19 protein-coding genes are annotated in these 20733 nt (G+C 64.1%); 11 read left to right on the top strand and 8 right to left on the bottom strand.

All coding sequences use genetic code 11. The features are described 5' to 3' along the window. Positions 1 to 66: 66 nt before the first annotated feature. The 6 genes from LU684_RS00565 to LU684_RS00540 all read left to right on the top strand — a co-directional run bounded on the left by LU684_RS00565 (position 67) and on the right by LU684_RS00540 (position 5636). Entirely contained in the window at positions 67 to 1083 is a 1017-nt protein-coding gene (locus tag LU684_RS00565; RefSeq protein ID WP_016487423.1) for an ABC transporter substrate-binding protein, read from the top strand. Further along, entirely contained in the window at positions 1080 to 1928 is an 849-nt protein-coding gene (locus LU684_RS00560) for an ABC transporter permease (RefSeq protein WP_023048698.1), read from the top strand. The genes LU684_RS00565 and LU684_RS00560 overlap by 4 nt, the downstream gene beginning before the upstream one ends. 90 nt (positions 1929 to 2018) lie before the next feature. Then, complete coding sequence (locus LU684_RS00555) at positions 2019 to 2882, top strand: LysR family transcriptional regulator (protein WP_232894006.1); 864 nt, start codon at positions 2019 to 2021, stop codon at positions 2880 to 2882. A gap of 132 nt (positions 2883 to 3014) precedes the next feature. After that, positions 3015 to 3932, top strand: coding sequence for an AEC family transporter (locus LU684_RS00550; protein WP_096426167.1), 918 nt, complete (start codon positions 3015 to 3017; stop codon positions 3930 to 3932). Between the two features lie 34 nt (positions 3933 to 3966). Next, a complete protein-coding gene (locus LU684_RS00545) occupies positions 3967 to 4578 on the top strand; it encodes a cell wall hydrolase (protein WP_016487427.1) in 612 nt (203 codons plus the stop codon). A gap of 206 nt (positions 4579 to 4784) precedes the next feature. Continuing rightward, the gene (locus LU684_RS00540; RefSeq protein WP_060518254.1) at positions 4785 to 5636 is read left to right on the top strand and encodes a CAP domain-containing protein; all 852 of its coding nucleotides are present in this window, start codon (positions 4785 to 4787) and stop codon (positions 5634 to 5636) included. A 15-nt stretch (positions 5637 to 5651) separates the two neighbouring features. Here the strand turns inward: LU684_RS00540 and LU684_RS00535 are convergent, their stop codons facing one another. Continuing rightward, complete coding sequence (locus tag LU684_RS00535; RefSeq protein WP_096426168.1) at positions 5652 to 6626, bottom strand: GlxA family transcriptional regulator; 975 nt, start codon at positions 6624 to 6626, stop codon at positions 5652 to 5654. 105 nt (positions 6627 to 6731) lie between these two features. Between LU684_RS00535 and LU684_RS00530 the strand changes: the two genes are divergently transcribed. Further along, complete coding sequence (locus LU684_RS00530; protein ID WP_232894005.1) at positions 6732 to 7343, top strand: LysE family translocator; 612 nt, start codon at positions 6732 to 6734, stop codon at positions 7341 to 7343. Between the two features lie 185 nt (positions 7344 to 7528). Here LU684_RS00530 and LU684_RS00525 read toward each other — a convergent pair whose 3' ends face one another. Together LU684_RS00525 and LU684_RS00520 are read right to left on the bottom strand one after the other, a co-directional pair. Further along, positions 7529 to 8728, bottom strand: a complete 1200-nt coding sequence (locus LU684_RS00525) for an MFS transporter (protein WP_070086538.1) — start codon at positions 8726 to 8728, stop codon at positions 7529 to 7531. 105 nt (positions 8729 to 8833) lie between these two features. Then, positions 8834 to 9739 (bottom strand): LysR family transcriptional regulator, encoded by a 906-nt coding sequence (locus LU684_RS00520; RefSeq protein ID WP_016487432.1) that lies wholly within the window; start codon positions 9737 to 9739, stop codon positions 8834 to 8836. A gap of 284 nt (positions 9740 to 10023) precedes the next feature. Here LU684_RS00520 and LU684_RS00515 point away from each other — a divergent pair, with 284 nt between their 5' ends. Continuing rightward, positions 10024 to 12441, top strand: a complete 2418-nt coding sequence (locus LU684_RS00515) for a glucose/quinate/shikimate family membrane-bound PQQ-dependent dehydrogenase (RefSeq protein WP_016487433.1) — start codon at positions 10024 to 10026, stop codon at positions 12439 to 12441. Positions 12442 to 12549: 108 nt separating this feature from the next. Then, entirely contained in the window at positions 12550 to 13818 is a 1269-nt protein-coding gene (locus tag LU684_RS00510) for a carbohydrate porin (protein ID WP_060518258.1), read from the top strand. A 75-nt stretch (positions 13819 to 13893) separates the two neighbouring features. Here LU684_RS00510 and argE read toward each other — a convergent pair whose 3' ends face one another. Both argE and LU684_RS00500 read right to left on the bottom strand, forming a co-directional pair. Continuing rightward, on the bottom strand, positions 13894 to 15060 hold the full coding sequence (gene argE, locus LU684_RS00505; protein WP_232894004.1) for an acetylornithine deacetylase: 1167 nt from the start codon (positions 15058 to 15060) through the stop codon (positions 13894 to 13896). Further along, a complete protein-coding gene (locus LU684_RS00500; protein WP_232894003.1) occupies positions 15053 to 15730 on the bottom strand; it encodes a DUF1028 domain-containing protein in 678 nt (225 codons plus the stop codon). Before LU684_RS00500 ends, argE begins: the two co-directional genes overlap by 8 nt. 329 nt (positions 15731 to 16059) lie before the next feature. Here LU684_RS00500 and LU684_RS00495 point away from each other — a divergent pair, with 329 nt between their 5' ends. Both LU684_RS00495 and LU684_RS00490 read left to right on the top strand, forming a co-directional pair. After that, entirely contained in the window at positions 16060 to 17379 is a 1320-nt protein-coding gene (locus LU684_RS00495; RefSeq protein WP_016487437.1) for a flavin-containing monooxygenase, read from the top strand. Then, positions 17379 to 17795 carry a RidA family protein gene (locus LU684_RS00490; RefSeq protein WP_232894002.1) on the top strand — a complete coding sequence of 139 codons (417 nt, stop codon included), beginning with the start codon at positions 17379 to 17381 and terminating at the stop codon, positions 17793 to 17795. Before LU684_RS00495 ends, LU684_RS00490 begins: the two co-directional genes overlap by 1 nt. Here LU684_RS00490 and LU684_RS00485 read toward each other — a convergent pair. The 3 genes from LU684_RS00485 to LU684_RS00475 are packed head-to-tail and all read right to left on the bottom strand — an operon-like array spanning position 17786 to position 20699. Then, a complete protein-coding gene (locus LU684_RS00485) occupies positions 17786 to 18616 on the bottom strand; it encodes a sugar phosphate isomerase/epimerase family protein (protein ID WP_095115157.1) in 831 nt (276 codons plus the stop codon). The genes LU684_RS00490 and LU684_RS00485 overlap by 10 nt on opposite strands. Continuing rightward, positions 18613 to 19353 (bottom strand): SDR family NAD(P)-dependent oxidoreductase, encoded by a 741-nt coding sequence (locus LU684_RS00480; protein ID WP_016487439.1) that lies wholly within the window; start codon positions 19351 to 19353, stop codon positions 18613 to 18615. Before LU684_RS00480 ends, LU684_RS00485 begins: the two co-directional genes overlap by 4 nt. After that, a complete protein-coding gene (locus LU684_RS00475; protein WP_016487440.1) occupies positions 19350 to 20699 on the bottom strand; it encodes an MFS transporter in 1350 nt (449 codons plus the stop codon). The genes LU684_RS00480 and LU684_RS00475 overlap by 4 nt, the downstream gene beginning before the upstream one ends. Positions 20700 to 20733 lie beyond the last annotated feature (34 nt).

The following is a 20733-nucleotide window of genomic DNA, read 5'->3' as shown; positions in this document are numbered from 1 at the left end:
CCTGCGCCAACACCTCGTCGTCTACACTTGCCCCACCCCCAAGGCGCGGTAAACGACGAGGTCTGGATGAACAAGTTTTCAACGCTGCTGGCCGGCTTGTTGCTGGCCGTAGGCCTGGCCAGCACCGACAGTGCTGTATCGGCAGAGCAACCCTCCCCCATCCACTTTGGTGCCATAAGCTGGGAAAGCGGCGCCCTCACCACCGAAATTCTGCGGCTGATTGCGGAGCGCGGCTATGGCTACGCCACCGACACCCTGCCCGGCAGCACCGTCAGCATGGAAGTGGCCTTGGCCCGCAACGACCTCCAGGTGATCGCCGAAGAGTGGGCCGGGCGCAGCCCTGCGTGGGTCAAGGCGGAACAGGAAGGCCAGGTTTTCGCACTGGGCAATACGGTCAAAAATGCAGAAGAAGGCTGGTGGGTACCCGCGTACGTGATCGAGGGCGACGCTGTTCGCAAGCTGAAGCCTTTGGCGCCCGAACTGCGCAGCGTCGATGACCTCAAGCGCTACCCACAGGTATTTCGTGACCCCGAGTCACCCGACAAGGGCCGTTTTTTGAACAGCCCCAGCGGCTGGACATCGGAAACGGTCAACAGCCAGAAACTCAAGGCGTATGGCCTGGATGAGCTGTACACGAATTTTCGCAGTGGCTCCGGTGCGGCGATGGACGCCGAAATCGCCTCCGCCATCCGCCGTGGCCAGCCGGTGCTGTTCTACTACTGGAACCCGACCCCGCTGATGGGGCGATACAAACTCATCCGCTTGCAAGAACCACCGTTCGATGCCCAGGCCTGGGCCACCCTGACAGATGCCGGCAACCCTAACCCAAAGGGCAGCCGCTCACTGCCGGCGAAACTGTCCATCGGCGTATCCAAGGCCTTCCGTGATGGCTACCCGGACCTGGTGACGGTGTTCGAGCAGGTCGACCTGCCGATCGATCGGCTCAACAAGGCGCTGGCCGTCATGAGTGAAAAGCGCACGCCACCGCGCGAGGCCGCACTCGCCTTCCTGCGTGACAATCGCGATGTGTGGAAAGCCTGGCTGCCCGCAGACGTCGCCGACAAGGTCGAGGGCAGCCTGTGAGCAATGGCTTTCCCCAAGCGCTGCAGTTTTCTTTCGCTGAAAGCGTAAACAGGCTGGTCGACTGGCTGGTACTCAATTACGGCGATCAGTTGCGCGCGGTTTCAGACCAGCTGCTGCAACTGCTGGTCGGCCTGGAGAACCTGCTGCGCCTGCTGCCCTGGTGGCTGTTGTTGCTGCTGGTTGGCCTGCTTGCCTGGCACGCCAGCCGCAGCCTGCTGCGCAGCGCGGTACTGGTGGCGCTGCTGGCGCTGATTGGCATGCTCGGGCTGTGGGACAAGCTGCTGCAAACCTTGGCCTTGGTACTGGTGAGCACCGGTTTGTGCGTGCTGGTGGGCGTGCCGCTGGGCATACTGCTCGCGTCCCGGCCACTGGCCAGGCGGCTACTGTTACCCGTGCTGGATGTGATGCAGACGCTGCCGGCCTTCGTTTACCTGATCCCGGTGCTGATGCTGTTCGGCCTGGGCAAGGTCCCTGCCGTGTTCGCCACGCTGATCTACGCCCTGCCGCCACTGGTGCGGCTGACCGAACTGGGCCTGAGCCAGATCGACCCTTCGCTGCTGCAGGCCGCGCACGGCCTGGGGGCCAGCCGCTGGCAGCGGTTACGGCGCATTGCGCTGCCACTGGCGCTGCCAAGCATCATGGCTGGGCTCAACCAGTCGGTAATGATGGCCTTGTCGATGGTGGTGGTGGCATCGATGATCGGTGCCCGCGGTTTGGGTGAGGATGTGCTGGCGGGAATCCAGACCCTGAACGTCGGCCAGGGTGTGGAGGCCGGCCTGGCGATCGTCGCCTTGGCCATGGTGATCGACCGGATCAGCCAAGCGTATGGGCGTATTGCGCGCTGAACAAGGTTGCCTGTCGCGGCCCTGGCTTGCCGGCGACAGGGCCGGGCCTGACAATACTGCCCTGTCAGCTTGTAACCGGACCGCTTCCGCATGTCTCTCAAAGCCCTGCGCACCCTGGTAACCATCGCCCGCCACGGCACCTTTGCCCGCGCAGCCGACTTGCTCAGCCTTACCCCTTCGGCGGTGAGCCTGCACATCAAAACCCTTGAAGACGAGTTAAAGGTCCCCCTGTTCGACCGCAGCCGCAGGCAGGTGGTGCTGACCGAAGCAGGCCAACTGGCAGTCGCCCGCGCCGAGAGCATTCTGGCTGCCTACGACGAACTGGCCGACGCCCTGGCCAGCGGCCCGAGCCTGCGCGGCCGCCTGCGCCTGGGCGCGATCCACACCGTACTGGCGCGGCGCCTGCCCAAGGCGCTGGTGTGGATCAAGGCCCACTACCCGCAGCTGCATATCAGCGTGGCCTCGGGCATGTCGGCGGAGCTGGCACGTCGGGTGGAGGACGGTGAACTGGACGCGGCCATCACCACTGAGCCCGTCAGCCCGTACCCACAGAGCCTGGATTTCACACCACTGTTCGAGGACCGCTTCTGGGCCATCGCCAGCCACGAATTGGCCGGGTACAGCGTACCGGAGCTGCTCGCCAGTCAACCGTTCCTGCGCTTCGACAAGCGTGCCTGGGCCGGGCGGCAGATCGAGCAGGAGCTCCGTCGTCAGCATTTGCAGGTGAGCGAGCAGATGGAACTGGACAGCCAGGAAGCGCTGGCAAGCATGGCCGTCATGGGCCTGGGCGTGGCGATCATCCCCATGGCAGACGACGACCTGAAACGCCTGCCGCCGGCCACCTGCCTGCCATTTGGCGAACCGCAACTGACCCGGCGGGTGGTGTTGCTGGAGCATGAGAAAAGCCAACGGCGGCATTTGAGTGCGGTGTTGAAGACTGCGCTTGAAGCTTGAGAATGCAGGGGCTGCAAAGCGCCCCCCTGCGAAACATGCATTTATTCTCAACAGTCAGTGCAGAAAACAACGTTTTTACAAACCATTTCGCACCCGTAGTCTGTGCCCGTACCCGACCACGGAATGTCGACCATGCTCCACTTGCTGCTGACCACCCTGCTACCCATCATCCTGCTGATTACCCTGGGTACCTTCCTGCGCCTGCGCGGCTTTCTGGCCGAGAGTTTCTGGCCCGGTGCCGAGCGCCTGAGCTACTACGTACTGCTACCTTCGCTGTTCCTGCACGGCCTGGCCACCGCCAACCTCGACGGCGTACCGGTGATGGGCATGGTCGGTGTGCTGATGCTCTCGACCTTGGCCGGCGCCGTGCTGCTGGTGATGTACCAAGGCGCGATCAACCACGATGGCGCTGACTTTACCTCGGTCTTCCAGGGCGGTATCCGCTTCAACAACTACATCGGTGCCACCCTGGCCGCCGGCCTCTACGGCAGCGCCGGCATCGCCCTTGCAGCGGTGGCCAATGCCGCCATCGTGCCCTTGGTCAACCTGCTCTGCGTGCTGGTGTTCGCCCGTTTCAGCGCCCGCCACAGTTCACCGACCACGGTGCTACGGGCAATCTTCGCCAACCCGTTGATCGTCGGCTGTGCCGGCGGCCTGCTGCTGCGGGTGACGGGCCTGGGCTTGCCGCCAGGCATCGAACCCACCGTCAAGGCGCTGGGCCAGGCGGCGCTACCGATGGGGCTGTTGTGTGTGGGCGCAGCGCTGGGTGGGGCCAGCCTGGGCCAGCAGGTGCGCCCGCTGATGGCAGCGTCGGCGTTCAAATTCCTGGTCATGCCCTTGACCACCTGGGGGCTGTGCCGCGTGCTGGGCCTGAGTGGCCAGGCCGCGGTGGTGGCAGTGCTGTTCCAGGCCCTACCCACTGCCTCGTCCTCCTATGTAATGGCCAGGCAGATGGGTGGCAACGCCCCCCTGATGGCCACCATCATTGCCCTGCAGACCGTAGCTGCCGCGGCCACCCTGCCTTTGGTATTAATGCTTACGCTTGGCTAGACTGGCAATCAGCCCCCCTTTCGGAAGCACTGCCATGCGCGCTACCTGGATAGTGATTGGCTTGACCTTGGCCCTGATCGCAGGCCCCTTGCATGCGGCCGACACGGCAAAGGCCGCAGTGGCCGAAGGCAAGGCCGAAGTGCTGGAAGAAAAGGTGGCCAACGATGCACCACCTCCGAAAAAAACGGAAAAACTGACCTCAAGCGAAGCCCAGGCAGTCGACCCGGCCGGCCAGGCGCCGCTGGACGACAGCCTCACCTGCCTGGCACGCACCATCTACTGGGAAGCCAAGGGCGCCGATGCGCAAGACATGTCAGCCGTGGCCAGTGTTGTGATCAATCGCCTGGGCCATGATGGCTTCCCCGATACCATCTGCGGCGTGGTCAAGCAGGGCGTGGAAACCAAGGCCTGCCAGTTTTCCTGGTGGTGCGACGGGCGCCCTGACCAGGTCGAGGAAGCGCAACGCTACGCTGTGGCCAAAGAAATTGCACGCAAGGCGCTCAACCAGCAATTGAAAGACCCTACCGGCGGTGCGCTGTACTTCCACGACCGCACGGTGCACCCCGACTGGGCCAAGGCTTACCGCAAGACTGCGCAGACCACGCACTTCCTGTTCTACAGGCCGAACCAGGCGTTGGCCCGGTGATGCGTACACAGCCGAACGCGCTAGCTCGATACGAATGATTAGCAACTCATCGCACTTTTCCGGCGACCATTGGTCTACTCCCTCTTATGCCGCCAGCAGCGATTGCCGGCGCCGTCATTGCTTTACACCCGCTAGGGCCAAAAGCCCCAGGCTTGTGTAGGATGAGCAGCGCATACCACGACGCTGCCAGTCATAGGGAGATCCACATGCGCGTCCTGTCATCCGTTGCCGCCTTGTCGCTGGGCTTGGTCATGTCGACCGGGGCACTGGCTGTCACCGGCGAAGAGGCGCAACTGATCGAGTCGATCAATGTCTACCGCAGCAAGGCCCAGCCCTGCGGTGGAGAGGCGTCGCTGGAGCTGCCCCCGCTCAACAGCGACACCCGCCTGGCGTTGTCGCCAGAGGGCACCCGCGACCTGCAGCAGGCCATGACCCGCGCCGCCTACCCCATGGTCAATGTCCAGGCCATCAGCCTGTCGGGGCCACGCGATGCACGTGCGGCCATGCGTGCCATCGAAGAAAGCTTCTGCCAAGTGGTGCTCGACCCGCAGTTCGTCGATATCGGCGTCAGCCAGGAGGGCCGCGACTGGCGCATCGTGCTGGCCCGGCCGCTGCTCAGTGGCCGCCTGGGCGACTGGCAGGCCGAGGGGCAGAAGGTATTGCAAGAAATCAACGCGGCGCGCAAGGTACCGCGCCAATGCGGCGGCCAGCCGTTCGCCGCAGCCCCCGCGTTGAGCTGGAGCACAGTGCTGGCCGGGGTGGCTGCCAACCACACGCGGGCCATGGCCAACCAGAACTTCTTCGACCACATCGACAAGGATGGCCGCACGCCCGGTGACCGGGCCGAGCTGGCAGGCTACCTTTACCAGCAAGTCGGGGAAAATATCGCAGCCGGGCGTGACACCGCGCACAAGGTGGTTGATGGCTGGCTGGAGAGCCCGGGGCATTGCGCCACGCTGATGAACCCGGAATTCCGTGAGCTGGGTGCCGCCTATGCCGTGGACCCGAAAAGCGATGCCGGGATCTACTGGACCGGCTTGTTCGGCACACCGCAGTGAATGCTGCGCCGGGTTTCAGCCTGGATGATTGGCTGCCCGCAACGCCACGGCCGTGCAGCCAAACCGCCGCCGGACGCATTTACCCAGGTAACTGGCATCGCCCAGCCCCACCTCATCGGCAATCTGCGCCAGGCTGTGGCTGGAGTTGAGCAAGCGCCAGCGCGCCTGCTGCAGGCGCATTTCCAGCCACCAGGCCTTGGCGCTCATGCCGTGGCTGGCCTGGAACTGCCGGTCCAGCTGGCGCCGGCTGATACCCAGTTCAGCGGCCAGTTGCTCCACCGCCAGTGGGTTGCCCAAATGGTGGCGCATCAGGGCTTGTGCCCGCTGTACCTGGCGCCCCTGGCCCACGCCCGGCTCCAGCGAGCGCAAGGCATGGCGGCTGTCGCGGGTTTCGTCCACCAGCATGTCGGCCAGCCCTTTGAGCGCACGGGTTCGCCCACAGGACAGTGACAACAGTGCCACTGCCAGGTCAATGGCCGCCGTGCCACCAGCGCAGGTGATACGGCCTGCATCTATGCAATACAGTTGATCGCGCAGCACCTGCACCTGTGGGAACGCTGCTCGGAACTCGGCTTCGTGACGCCAGTGCACGACCACCTTGTGCCCCCTGAGCAAACCGCACGCAGCCAACAGGAAGGCGCCATTGTCGACCCCCACCAACTTGACCCCGGCTTTGCCGGCTTGCCTTAGCAAGGCTTGGTAGTGCGGCGCCAATGCAGCCGTTGCCATGGCGTTGCGCCCGCCGAACACCACCAGATAGTCGAAACTGGCCAGATCGAGCTGGTCGGCCCTCGCCTCGACCTGCACCACCGCACCGCTGCTCGACGGCACCGGGTCGAGGGTGAGCCCTGCCACGCTCCAGCTGCAATAGCGCTGCTGGCTATAGTCTTCGTCGTCGGCGCTGAAACGCAATTTGTCGAGAAAACCACCGAATGGCAGCAGGGCAAAATCCGGTAACGGCAGGATTAGCAGGCGGATATCAGGCAGCATGGCATTGCGTCCAGAAACGACTATTCAATGTCCAGATCATACCCTTGCTGATGGGGCTGTGCGCCTTAGACTGCCAGCCTCCCAGTCACCAAGGTTACAAGCATCATGGCACTCGACACCTGGCTCATCTACCTGCTGGCCAGCATCGGCCTGTCACTGACACCCGGCCCGAACAGCCTGCTGGCCCTGACCCATGGCGCCCTGTATGGTGCCCGCCGCACGTTGTCTACCATTGTTGGCGGCGTGTTCGGTTTCAGCGCGCTGATCGCCTTGGCCATGTTTGGCCTGAGCGCCTTGCTGCAGACGTCGGCCGCCGTGTTGAGCGTGCTCAAATGGGTGGGCGGCGCCTACCTGGTCTGGCTGGGTATCCAGCTCTGGCGTAGCCCTGGTTTGCACCTGGAGTTGACCGACCGCAGTGCACGCCTTGGCAATGCAGGTTTGTTCCGCCAAGGCTTGTTGTCGGCCATGGCCAACCCCAAGGTGCTGCTGTTCTATGGCGCCTTCCTGCCGCAGTTCATCGACCCGCAGCGCGGGCTGATGCTGCAGTTCGTGGTGATGGCGGCGACCTTTGCCAGCGTCGAGTTTCTGGTCGAGTACCTGCTGGCGCGCCTGGCGTTTCGCATCCGGCCGTGGCTGGCCAAGGGGGGTAAAGGTTTCAACCGCTGCTGCGGCAGCCTGTTTGCCGTGATTGGCGTGGCGCTGCCGCTTGCTCGATAGCCCCTGAAAATGGCGGCTGCCCTTTCATAGAGCAGAACATGACTCATTGATCTTGCAGGCGCGCTGTGGGAGCGGGCTTGCCCCGCGAACACCGGCAAAGCCGGTGCCATGCACCGCGGGGCCCCCTTCGCGGGACAAGCCCGCTCCCACAAAGTGGACTGCCCCCCACAAGGACCGCACACCGTTCATGCCCGGGGCGCCTTGGCCAGAAAGGTGATCAATGCCACACCCGGCAATCCCGCCCCCACCAGCGCGATGCCCTGCCAACCAAACTGGGAAAACAGCGCACTGGCCACTGCCGACCCCAGCGCCCCGCCCACGAAGATGCTGGTCATGTACACCGCATTCAGCCGCCCGCGGCTCGCCGGGTCCAGTGCATACACTTCGCGCTGGCCGATGACCATGTTCATCTGCACCGCAAAGTCCAGCAGCACGCCAGTCAGGCCCAGGCCGATCACGCTGTAGCCCGGCACCGTCAACCCGAGCAACAACGCCGCCGGCGCCAGCAGCAGCGCAAGCAGCGAGCCGGCCCGCGCATGCCCGGCGTCTGCCAGGCGGCCAGCCAAGGGGGCGGCAACGGCACCCACCGCGCCCACGAGGGCGAACACGGCAATCTGGGTCTGCGACAGGCCATGCTCACCCGCCAGCGCCATTGGCACCGCGGTCCAGTAAAGGCTGAATGCCGCGAACATCAGTGCCTGGTACAACGAGCGCTGACGCAGCAGCGGATAGCGGCGCAACAATGTGAGCAACGACAGCATCAATCCGGCATAGCTGGCTTTGTGCTCGGGTCGCCGCTGCGGCAGGGTCAGGGCCAGCAGCAAAATGATCGCCAGCATCACCCCGGCTGCGCCAATGAACACCGCGCGCCAGCCGAAATGGTCGGCCACCAGGCTGGACAACGGCCGCGCCAGCAGGATACCCAGCAACAACCCGCCCATGATGTTACCGACTACCCGACCACGCTGCTGCTCCGGCGCCAGGTGCGCCGCCAGCGGAATGAGCATTTGCACCGCCACCGAACTGAAGCCGATCAACAAGGCATAGCCCAGAAACAGCAGGCCCTGGCCGCTGCTGCTGGTCCCCGCCAGCAGCAGGCTGACACAGGCCAGCACAGCAGTGGCGACCATCAGGCGGCGGTTTTCCAGCAGGTCAGCCAGCGGGACCAGCAACAGCAGGCCCAAGGCATAACCCAGCTGGGTCAGTGAAACGATCAGGCTGGCATGCTCGGTGGACAGCCCCAGGTCCGGAGCGATCAAACCGACGATGGGCTGGGCGTAGTAGATGTTGGCGACGATCGCGCCGCAGCAGAACGCCAGCAGCACTACCAGCGCACGGCTGAGGCCGGTGGTTGCGGGCTGCCCGGCGGCAAGGGAGGGATTCATGCGAGGTTCCTGGACAAGGGATGGAATATGCCGGCTACCTTAACCAGCCATGCCAGTGCCGAGAATCCGGTTGTAGCGCAACGCGCTTTTGCGCACCGCGCAACGCTAGTTATGCTGACCTGACAAACTTTCGCAAAAATCGATGAATGCTTTCACCCGCCGCGAACCACGGTGGTTGGGCAAGTAAAGGGCATTGATGTTGTCATTGGCCGTGCCAGGGCTGGCTCGCCAGTCAGGGAACAGCCGCAGCAGGCGCCCGGCCAGCACATCCTCGCGCACCAGCCAGTCGGCCAGCAGCGCGATGCCACTGCCCGCCAGTGCGGTTTCGCGCAACATGTCGGCGTTGGCGCTGCGCAACGGCCCGGTAACGTCCAGTTCCAGGCTGTCCTGACCTCTCACCAGGCGCCAGGGCCGCGCTTTTTGCCCGTAACGAAAGCGCAGGCAGGCATGCTCAAGCAGCTGCCGGGGGTGCTGCAGGGTGTCGCGCCCGGCCAGGTAAGCCGGGCTGGCCACCAACCAACGCTCGAAGCGCCCGAGCTGGCGACAGACCAGTTCGTCGTTGGGCGAGGGGTCGCCCAGGCGAATCGACAAGTCGTAACGCCCGTCCAGCAGGTCATCCAGGCGGTCGCTGAGATCGATGTCCAGCTCAAGCGCAGGGTGTCGCGCCAGAAACGCCCCCAGGTGCGGCGCGATCACCCGCCTGCCGAACTCCACCGGCAGGCACAGGCGCAATACGCCGACAGGCTGCTCGCCACGGTCGGCAACACTGGCATCGGCCTCGTCCAAGGCTTCGAAAATACCCCGCGCACGCTCATAGTAGCGGGCGCCAGCTTCGGTCAGGCTGACCTGGCGAGTCGAGCGGTTGAGCAACGTGGCGCCCAGCGCCGTTTCCAGGGCGTCGACCAGCCGCGTTACCGACGAAGTGGCCAGCCCAAGCCTGCGCGCAGCGGCAGAAAAGCCCTGTGCATCAACGGTGGCCACGAACATCTTCATCGCCAGGAATTTGTCCATTTGCTGCCTGTTTTCCAAATCTCAGCAAGTTCTTACAAACAGCCGAGCGGGTCAAGACGCATGATGGCTGGCCACTTTTGTACTCGACCAAAGTATGAATGAAGATTGCATAGCCAGCTTTATGCACCCGTTTAATGCTTTTTTCGTCACCTGATCTAAACTTTTAACGACATCATCGCACATTCAGCCCTGCGACAATCAGCCTCATTAAATTATGTACCAACTTGTTAATTAGCAAGCTAAGGGCTTAGACTGCGCGCATTCCACCTGCTGAGATCCCTGGCATGAACGAAACTCCGCGCGCTTCTGGCGCCACAAACATTATCCTGATCGGCCTGGGCGTGATCATCGCCCTGCTCGGCCTCCTCCTGGCTGCTGGCGGCATCAAGCTGGCCGGCCTGGGCGGTTCGTTGTACTTCCTGATCGGCGGACTGGCCATGGCCATCGCCGGTGTCCTTATCGCCTGCCGCAAGAAGACCGGCGCCTGGCTGTACGCGGCGTTCCTGATCGGTACCGCGATCTGGGCGCTGATCGACACTGGCCTGGTGTTCTGGCCACTGTTCTCGCGCCTGTTCATGTTTGCCGCGATCGGCATGGTGGTGGCACTGGTCTACCCGCTGCTGGCCCGAGCCAACGGCGCCAGTGCCGGCCGTGGTGCCTACGGCATTGCCGGGGTGATGGCCGTGGCACTGGTGATTGCCGCCGGCAACATGTTCGTTGCCCACCCAAGCGTCGCTCCCACCGGCAAAGGGCCGGGCATGACCCCGGTCGAAGCTGGCAAAGAGCAGAAGGACTGGGCCCACTACGGCAACACCGAAGGTGGCAGCCGCTTCGCCGCGCTGGACCAGATCAACCGCGACAACGTGAACAAGCTGAAGGTGGCCTGGACCTACCACACCGGTGACGTAGCCATCAGCGATGGCAACGGTGCCGAAGACCAGCTGACCCCGTTGCAGATCGGCAACAAGGTGTTCATCTGCACCCCGCACAACAACTTGATCGCCCTTGATGCCGACACCGGCAAAGAGCTGTGGAAGAACGAAATCAACGCCCAGTCCAAGGTGTGGCAGCGTTGCCGTGGCATGGCCTACTTCGACGCCACTGCCGCCATCGCCCAGCCGACCCAGCCGAACAGCTCGCCGGTCGCCGGCGGGAGCGTGCCGGCCGGTGCCAACTGCCAGCGTCGCCTGCTGACCAACACCATCGATGGCCGCCTGATTGCCGTCGACGCCGACAACGGCGAGTTCTGCCAGGGCTTCGGCAACAACGGCCAGGTCAATCTGATGACCGGCCTGGGCAATGTGCCGGATTCCTATTACCAACTGTCCTCCGCACCGCTGATGGCCGGTACCACCGTGGTGGTCGGCGGCCGTGTTGCCGACAACGTCCAGACCGACATGCCAGGCGGCGTGATCCGTGGTTTCGACGTGATCACCGGTGAAATGCGCTGGGCCTTCGACCCGGGCAACCCGGAAGACCGCCAGGCACCGCAGGGCGACAGTACCTACGTGCGCAGCACCCCGAACAGCTGGGCACCGATGTCCTACGACCCGGCGATGAACACCGTGTTCCTGCCAATGGGTTCGTCGTCCACCGACATCTACGGTGTAGAGCGCAGCAAGCTGGACCACACCTACGGCGCTTCGGTGCTGGCCCTGGACGCCACCACCGGCAACCAGAAATGGGTGTTCCAGACCGTGCACAACGACCTGTGGGACTTTGACCTGCCGATGCAGCCAAGCCTGATCGACTTCACCAAGGACGACGGCCAGTCGGTACCTGCGGTGGTGATCGGCACCAAGGCCGGGCAGATCTACGTGCTTGATCGCGCCACCGGCAAGCCGCTGACCCAGGTCGACGAAGTACCGGTCAAGCCAAGCAACATCCCGAACGAACCTTACTCCCCAACCCAGCCGAAGTCTGTGGGCATGCCGCAAATCGGCGCGCAAACCCTGACCGAGTCGGACATGTGGGGCGCCACCCCGTATGACCAGCTGCTGTGCCGCATCGACTTCAAGAAAATGCGCTACGACGGCCTGTACACCGCACCGGGCACCGACCTGTCGCTGAGCTTCCCGGGTTCGCTGGGTGGCATGAACTGGGGCAGCATTTCTACCGACCCGGTACACGGCTTCATCTTCGTCAACGACATGCGCCTGGGCCTGTGGATCCAGATGATTCCGTCGCAGAACAAAGGCGGTGCGGCGTCCGGTGGCGAAGCGCTGAACACCGGCATGGGCGCAGTACCGCTCAAGGGCACCCCCTATGCGGTGAACAAGAACCGCTTCCTGTCGGTAGCCGGCATTCCGTGCCAGGCACCACCGTTCGGCACCCTGACCGCCATCGACATGAAGACCCGCCAGGTGGCCTGGCAAGTACCGGTTGGCACCGTTGAAGACACCGGCCCGCTCGGTATCCGCATGCACCTGCCGATCAAGATCGGCCTGCCAACCCTGGGCGGTACCTTGTCGACCCAAGGCGGCCTGGTGTTCATCGCCGGCACCCAGGACTTCTACCTGCGCGCCTACGACAGCAGCAACGGTAACGAAATCTGGAAGGCTCGCCTGCCAGTGGGCAGCCAGGGCGGCCCGATGACCTACGTTTCGCCGAAAACCGGCAAGCAGTATGTGGTAATCACTGCTGGCGGTGCGCGCCAGTCGACTGACCGCGGCGACTACGTGATTTCTTACGCCTTGCCGTAAACCCGCGTCGCCCCCTTCGCGGTGAACCCGCTCCCACGAGGTCAGCACTGGCCACGCGGGAGCGGGTTCATCTGTGAATGGCCCCTGAATAACAACCGAGACACAGCAATGCCATCCGCAATTCGCATGACCCCTACCCTGCTGCTGGCCTTGGCGAGCACCACTGCCCTGGCCGACGGCGACCTGATGACCCGCAGCACCCTGACCGGTGACTGGGGTGGCCTGCGTCACCAGCTTGAAGACGACGGCGTCAAGTTCACCGGCGACTACAGTGGCGAAACCGCCTACAACGCCCACGGCGGCCTGCACCGCTCGGCGCGCTATTCGCAGAACCTGAAGCTGGGCGTGCAGTTCGACCTGTCGAAACTGTACGGCCTGGACAACGGTGGCAAGGTCCAGCTGACCATCAACGACCGCCGCGGTAACAGTGCCTCGGAAGACCTGGTAGGCAACCGCCTGCCGATCCAGGAAAACTTCGGTGGCCTGTACACCCGCCTGACCGAGCTGAGCTACGAGCGCACCCTGTTCACCCCGGCGCTCAACGTCAAGCTGGGCTACATGGCCATGGGTAACGACCTGGGCGGCCTGGACAGCGGCATCCTGTGCAACTTCATGAACGCCGGCTTCTGCGGCCACCCGCTGAACATGTCCGGCGGCAGTGGCTGGACCAACTACCCCAACGCACACCTGGGCGTGCGGGTGAAATACGACCTGTCGCCGGCCTGGCAACTGCGCGTGGCGGCGTTCAACGTCGACCCTGAGAGCAACGGCAACTCGAGCCGGGCCTGGCATCTGGGCCCCAAGCACACCACCGGCACCGTAGTACCGGTGGAGCTGGTGTACAAGCTGCAGGGTGAACTGCCCGGCGAATACAAGCTGGGCTACTACTACGACAGCTCCGATGTGAAACGCATCGGCAGCGATGACGAAGTAGCCGGCCGTGGCGGCCACTACCTGTTGATCGACCAGGCGGTGTGGAACGACCAACGCTCGCCAGGCCGCAGCCTGCACGCCTTCGGCCAGTACTCGGCATCCAGCAAGGCCGCCTCGCCGTTCACCAAGTGGTATGGCGCCGGCGTGGTGCTGTACAAGCCGTTCGAAGGCCGCCCGAAGGATACCGTGGCGCTGGGTTACGGCCGTGCCGTGCCCAACCCGCGTAGCCGCGATGTGCTGGAAGATGCCGCCTTTGACGCGGGCCAGCAGTTCCCCGACATCGACAGCGCCGAGCAGTTGATCGAACTGAGCTATGGCTACCAGGCAACGCCGTGGCTGAACTTGCGCCCGGATGTGCAGTACATCATCGAGCCGGGGGCGTTCTCGGGGAAGAAGATCGACAACGCGTTGGTGGTTGGCCTGCAGGTCAAGGCCAGCTTCTAACCTGAAGCAGACACCGATCCCTGCAGGAGCGGCCTTGCGTCGCGATGGGCCGCTCCTGCATACGTTCTTACCCTGTCAGACGGCAGCCTGCCGAAGGTAATCCACCAGCCTCAGCAGCATGGCATCACACCCGCGCAACTGCTCGACACTGACGAATTCGTCCGGTTTGTGACCTTGGTCCATGCTGCCTGGGCCACACACGACCGTGGGGATACCCGCCTGGTCGAACAACCCGCCCTCGGTGCCAAACGCCACGGTACCGAAATCTTCCGAGCCACTGAGCAACGCCACCAACCGTGCCGCTTCGCTATCAGCCGAGGTCGCCAGCCCGGGATACGCGCTCAACGGTTGCAGGCGAATGTCACTGGCCGCATTGACCTTGCGCATGCGCGGCAGCAGCTCGTCCTCTGCATAGGTCTGCAACTGGTCAGCCACTGCTTGCGCCTCGAACCCCGGTAACGCGCGCACTTCGAAATCGAACTCACACTCTGCCGGCACGATATTCAGCGCCCTGCCCCCTTTGATCACCCCGGTCTGCACCGTGGAGAAGGGTGGGTCGAAGCGCGCGTCGTGATGCGCGGGCAATGCCAGCGCCTCACCGATGTCACCCAACTTGCCGATCAGCTTCGCTGCAAACTCGATGGCATTCACCCCATACGGGGCATACGCCGAGTGGCAGGCCGCACCTTGCACCTGGCAGCGCATCGCCAGTTTGCCTTTGTGCCCCAGCACCGGCTTCAGCTCGGTAGGCTCGCCAATCAGGCACAGGCGTGGCTTGTGCGGGCGCTGCTCAAGCGCGGCCAGCATCGAGCGCACCCCCAGGCAACCCACCTCCTCGTCATAGGAAAATGCCAGGTGTACCGGCAGGTGCAACGGCTGGGCAAGAAACGCGGGCACGGCTGCCAGCACCGAGGCGATGAAGCCTTTCATGTCGGCCGTACCGCGGCCATACAGGCGCCCGCCACGTTCGCTCAGGACAAACGGCTCGACGGTCCAGGCCTGGCCGTCAACCGGCACCACATCGGTGTGCCCTGACAGCACCACGCCGCCAGCATTCAGGGGGCCGATGGTGGCAAACAGGTTGGCTTTGGTGCCCTCGGGGTTATGGAACAGTTCGCTTTCCACCCCCAGCTCGGCCAGGTAATCACGGATAAAGCCGATCAGCTCAAGGTTGGAGTCGCGGCTGACCGTGGCAAAGCCGACCAGCCGGGCCAACAGCGCGCGGCTGGCAAAATCACTCATCGCCAGGCACCCCATAGGAGGGTGCGGCTGTCGGGTTCAACGCACGGGTAACGTAATCCTGCATCTGCGGGCGGTACGCTTGCCACAGGCCATCGAGCACACCGATCGGGTCGGTATCGGCCCAGTCCACGCGCAGGTCCACCAATGGCCAGGTGAGCTCGCCAGCCACCTTCAACGCCGCCGAGTGCACCGGGCCGGCTTCGCCACCAGCGGCCATCGCCGCATGCATGGCAGCCAGCAAGCGGTCGGCCAGGTGCCCGCCGGCCTGCTCGAAGGCCACTACCATCGCTGCAATCACCTGGGTCGAGGACAACAGGTTACCCGCCGCCGCGCATTGCTCACCGGCCACGGCATGGTGCGTGCCCAAAGCCTCACGCCCGGTGAACAGCGCCACTTGACCATGGCTGTCGATCACCGTGACCTGGCGGTATTCGCTCCAGCCATTGGCGCTCAGTACCCGGTCCAGCGCAGCGCCGGGCGGCAACTGACCCTGCTCCAGGGCATCGAGAATCTGCGGGCCCAGCGCCGGCAAGGTGATGTTCTGGGTGGAAACAGCGCCAACACCCGCACGTACCCAGGGGCAACGGGCGCCCACAGCGATGCTCGACGAACTGATGGCGATGCCGACCTGGCCGGTTTCCTGGCAGCGGCCGATGATGGAGAAGGTCATGGTATAGCTCCTGTTGTCCTGTGCGATGCAGGGCATTCTGGGCGCAACCTTCTAGACCACGAAACCAACATTTTCCGAGGGGTTAGGCAGGAAAAAACTGTGCTGTGGCTGAGGTCGCGCGGCGCTCGATTCCTGCACCCCCCATAAACCAGGACATGCACTGGGCCAACACACACTACACGCCACAAAATCCAAGGCCTTCGCCGTTTTATCGGCAAGCACCAGCTAAATACTATTTTCGCCATTCGTGCAGCATCCCTAGTCTGGCTCCAGGCAACGGCGGTCCTCCAAACCGACCTTACAAAAACCGCCTGAACAAGGGCTCGGACATGACACTGAACAACCTCGAAATCGATACGCTCGTCGTCGGCGCCGGTCAGGCCGGCGTGGCCATGAGCGAACACCTGAACAAGCTTGGCGTGCCGCACCTGGTGCTGGAGCGCAACCGCATCGCCGAGGCCTGGCGTACTGGCCGCTGGGACTCGCTGGTGGCCAACGGCCCGGTCTGGCACGACCGCTTCCCGGGCCTGGAATTCAACCTCGACGCCGACGCTTTCGCAGGCAAGGACCAGGTGGCCGACTACTTCGAGCAGTACGTACGCAAGTACAACCTGCCAGTGCGCACCGGCATCGAAGTGAAGCGCGTGGTGCGCAACAGCGACCGCCCAGGCTTCACCATCGAAACCAATGAAGGGGTGATTCGCGCCAACCGTGTGGTCGCCGCCACGGGTCCGTTCCAGAAACCGGTGATCCCGGCCATCGCACCGAAAGACAGCAACCTGCACCAGATCCACTCCGCCGCCTACTTCAACCCCGAGCAGTTGCCTGAGGGCGCTGTGCTGGTGGTCGGTGCCGGCTCCTCCGGCGTGCAGATTGCCGAAGAACTGATGCGCGCAGGCCGCCAGGTGTACCTGTCGGTCGGTGCCCACGACCGCCCGCCACGGGCCTACCGCAACCGCGATTTCTGCTGGTGGCTGGGTGTGCTGGGTGAGTGGGACGCAGAAATCGCCAAGCCCGGTCGCGAGCACGTGACCATCGCCGTCAGCGGCGCCCGCGGCGGCCACACCGTGGACTTCCGCGCCCTCGCCCATCAAGGCATGACCCTGGTCGGCCTTACCCAGTCGTTCGAAAACGGCGTGGCGCGCTTCCAGGACAACCTGGTCGAGAACATCAACCGCGGCGATGAAAACTACCTGGCCCTGCTGGATGCCGCCGATGCCTACATCGAAAGCAACGGCCTGGACCTGCCTGAAGAACCCGAAGCCCGCACACGCCTGGCCGACCCAGCCTGCATGAGCAACCCGCTGCGCGAACTGGACCTGGCCAACGCCGGCGTTACCAGCATCATCTGGGCCACTGGTTACGGCGTGGACTTCAGCTGGCTGCAGGTGGACACCTTCGATGCCAACGGCAAGCCCCAGCATCAGCGCGGCGTGGGCCGCGAACCTGGTGTGTACTTCCTGGGCCTGCCGTGGTTGTCGCGCCGTGGCTCTTCGTTCATCTGGGGCGTGTGGCACGACGCCAAGCACGTCGCCGGCCACATTGCCACGCAACGCACCTACCTGGCCTACCGCGACCGCGAACAGCGCGAGGCGGATGAGCAGCAAGCCAACACGATCAGCAACGTCAGCACCTTCGGAGCCCACTGATGCCTACCCATACTCGCATCCGCATGTTCAACACCAAGGAAACTTACCCCAACCAGACCCTGGACAACGACCTGTGCCAGGCCGTGCGGGCCGGCAATACCATCTACGTGCGCGGTCAGGTCGGTACCGACTTCGAAGGCAAACTGGTGGGCCTGGGTAACCCTCAGGCACAGACCGAGCAAGCCATGAAGAACGTCAAGCAATTGCTTGAAGAAGCAGGCTCCGACCTGTCACACATCGTCAAGACCACCACCTATATCACCGACCCACGTTTCCGCGAGCCGGTGTACAAGGAAGTGGGCAAGTGGCTGAAGAGCGTATTCCCGATCTCCACCGGGCTGGTGGTTGCCGGGTTGGCCCAGGCCGAGTGGCTGATGGAGATCGACGTGATTGCCGTGGTACCGGATCAGGAGTGACCAGCAACCTGCACAGCGGGTGACAGTTGTCGCCTGCCGTGCAGCCAGGCGTGGGTTACCTGTGCTGCCGCTTGCAGCCGATGCTCGGGGGGCAAGCCGGCGCACGGTACCTCCACACTGATGTCCACGTCCCCCGGCAACGCCGCCAGCAACGCTGCCAGCGGCAGTTGCCCTTGGCCCGGCAGCAAACGGCCTTCGCGCGCCTCGGGGATGATCAGCGCTTCTGCGGGCGCCAGCATCGGTGCATCGCACAGTTGCACCGCACGCAGCAAACGCGGGTCGACTGCGGCGATGTCGGCCACCTGGCCACCGGAGCGGAACAGGTGCAACGCATCCACCAGCACGCCACTGTTGGCCTGCCCCGCCCCCGTCACCACCGCACACGCCTGCTGCACAGTCGCCACCGGGCGCCAGCGCATGAACTCAAGGTCCACACGCAGGCCATGGTCCCGCGCCATTTCACACAGCGCTGCAAAGTTCCCGGTCAGCCGCGCAACATCCTCGTCGTCGCCGGACACTGTCAGGCTCAACGCGCCCAGTTCGGCACCGGCGGCCAACAGCGCCTGGTAATCGGCAACCCGGGTTTGCGCCGTCAACGACACGAACTCGATGTCCCTCACACGTACGCCTTCCCCTGCCAGCACCGCCCGCAGCTCACGCATTGCCTGGCTACCGGCGGCAACCGGGTAGGTCAACGCACCCGCCATTACCGGGTGCAGGCGCAGCCCCACCGCACTGAATCCGGCGTGGCGCGCCTCGCGTACCAGCCGCGCCGGCGCCAGCTCCAGCGCCGTCAGGTGCGCCACGCCCAGGCCAGTCAATAGGTCGCCCTCCCACCACTGAGGTCGAATACAAAACCGGTGGTAAAGCTGCACTCGGGCCCGGCAATCCAGCTGACCATGTTGGCGATCTCCTCGGCCTTGAGGAAGCGCCCCATGGGGATCTTGGCCTTGCTCGCGGCGATGTGTTCCGCCGTCATCTCGGCCATCAGCGGCGTCTCGACCATGGCCGGTGCCACGCAGTTGAGCAGTACCCCGTCCTGGGCCAGTTCCTTGGCCGCTGCCTTGGTGAAGGCGATGACACCGGCTTTGGCGGCCGAATAGGCCGAGATGTACTGCACGCCATCCTTGCCGGCCATGGAGGCGATGTTGACGATGCGCCCGTAACCGCGCTCACGCATGTGCGGGATGGCGGTGCGGCAGCAATAGAACACACCGTTCAGGTCGATGGCGATGACCTTGTCCCAGGCCTCTGGCGGGTACTCCCACGACGCCACCACCGGGCCGTTGATGCCGGCATTGTTGACCAGGATCTGCACTTGCCCCAAGCGTGCCAGCGTCTCGGCGAAAGCCGCCTCCACCGAGGCCAGCGACGACACATCGACCGGCTGGCGCAGCACCGGCTCAAAGCCGTTTTCGACGCTGTCCCAGCCATCGACCGCGAGGTCCCATATCACCACCTGCGCGCCGGCGGCATGCAGGCGCTGGGCGATCGCCAGGCCGATGCCACGCATGCCACCGGTCACGATTGCGGTCTGGCCTTGCAGGTACTGGCTCATTGTTTAGCTCCATTTTCTTCAGAAGGAATTTCCGGCAAGCGACGCAGGTCGCTGACCATGAACAGGTAGCACAGCGCCCCCAGCACGGTGATCGACGACACGAACGCCAGGGCCCACACGAACGAGCCGGTCAGCGAAACGATGATGCCGATGGTCAGGGGTGTCACAATGCCCGCCGCGTTGGCAAACAGGTTGAACAGCCCACCACTGAGGCCCAGCAAACCTTTGGGGGCGATATCGGACACGATCATCCAGGCCAGCGCCGACATGCCCTGGGCGAAATAGGCGATGCACAGGATGGTGATGACCAGCGCGTCGGACTCGACGTAGTTGGCCAGCACGATCACCGAGGCGGTAAGCAACCCGGCGATGACTGGCAGCTTGCGCGCTACGTTCAGCGAGTAGCCACGGCGTAGCAAGGCGTCCGACAGCCATCCGCCGACCAGTGTGCCCAGCGAAGCGGCAATGAACGGCAGCACCGCCACCCAGCCGACCTTGAGCCAGGGCATGTGCCGCTCGGTCACCAGATAGGTGGGGAACCAGGTCAGGAAGAACACGTTGGTGGAGTTGCAGGCGAACTGCCCCAGGCAGATGCCCAGCATGTTGCGGTGCTTGAGCAGCGCCGGGATCTGCGACCAGCGGAACGAGGTGGCTTTCTGCCCGCCATCGACCACCCCGCCACCGGCGGCGATGTAGTCAAGTTCGGCCTGGTTGGCGGTGGTCGACTCGTGTGGTTCATGGTACTTGCGCCACCACACCAGGCCATAGAGGATGCCCACCAGGCCCACGGCCAGCAGCAGAAAGCGCCAGCCATAGGCGTGCAGCACCCAGAACAGCAGCGGCGTCAGGAACGCCAGCCCGGTGTATTCGGCAAAGGTGTAGATACCCGTCGCCCGGGCCCGCTCACTCTGCGGGAACCAGGTAGCCACCACCCGGCTGTTGGTAGGGAAGCACGGTGCTTCGGTCATGCCCACCAGAAAGCGCATGCCCAGCAACGACATAAAGCCCTGCGCCAGCCCTTGCAGGCCGGTGAACAGCGACCACAGCGTCAGCGCCAGCCAATAGGTGAGCTTGGTGCCCAGCCGGTCGATGAGGATGCCACCCGGGATCTGCGCGGCGGCGTAGGTCCACGAGAAGGCAGAAAAGATCACCCCCATCATTGCCGCGTTCAGGCCCAGGTCGGCACTGATGCTGGGCGCGGCAATGCCCATCACGCTGCGGTCGAGGTAGTTGATCATGGTGCCGCCCGAAATCAGCGCCAGAATCATGAAGCGGGTGCGGGTGCGTTGCTGCGCGCGTGCCGGGGTGTCAAACACCCCAAGGCTGGCGTTCTGTTCAGTGTTCATGACGGTTGCTCTCTTGTTATTGGAATGGCAAAAA

Origin of the sequence: Pseudomonas sp. NMI542_15 (genome assembly GCF_021283425.1) — a bacterium.
Classification (GTDB): domain Bacteria; phylum Pseudomonadota; class Gammaproteobacteria; order Pseudomonadales; family Pseudomonadaceae; genus Aquipseudomonas; species Aquipseudomonas fortuita.
Note: the sequence above shows the minus strand (reverse complement) of the source record. Positions and strands in the feature narration are given on the sequence as shown.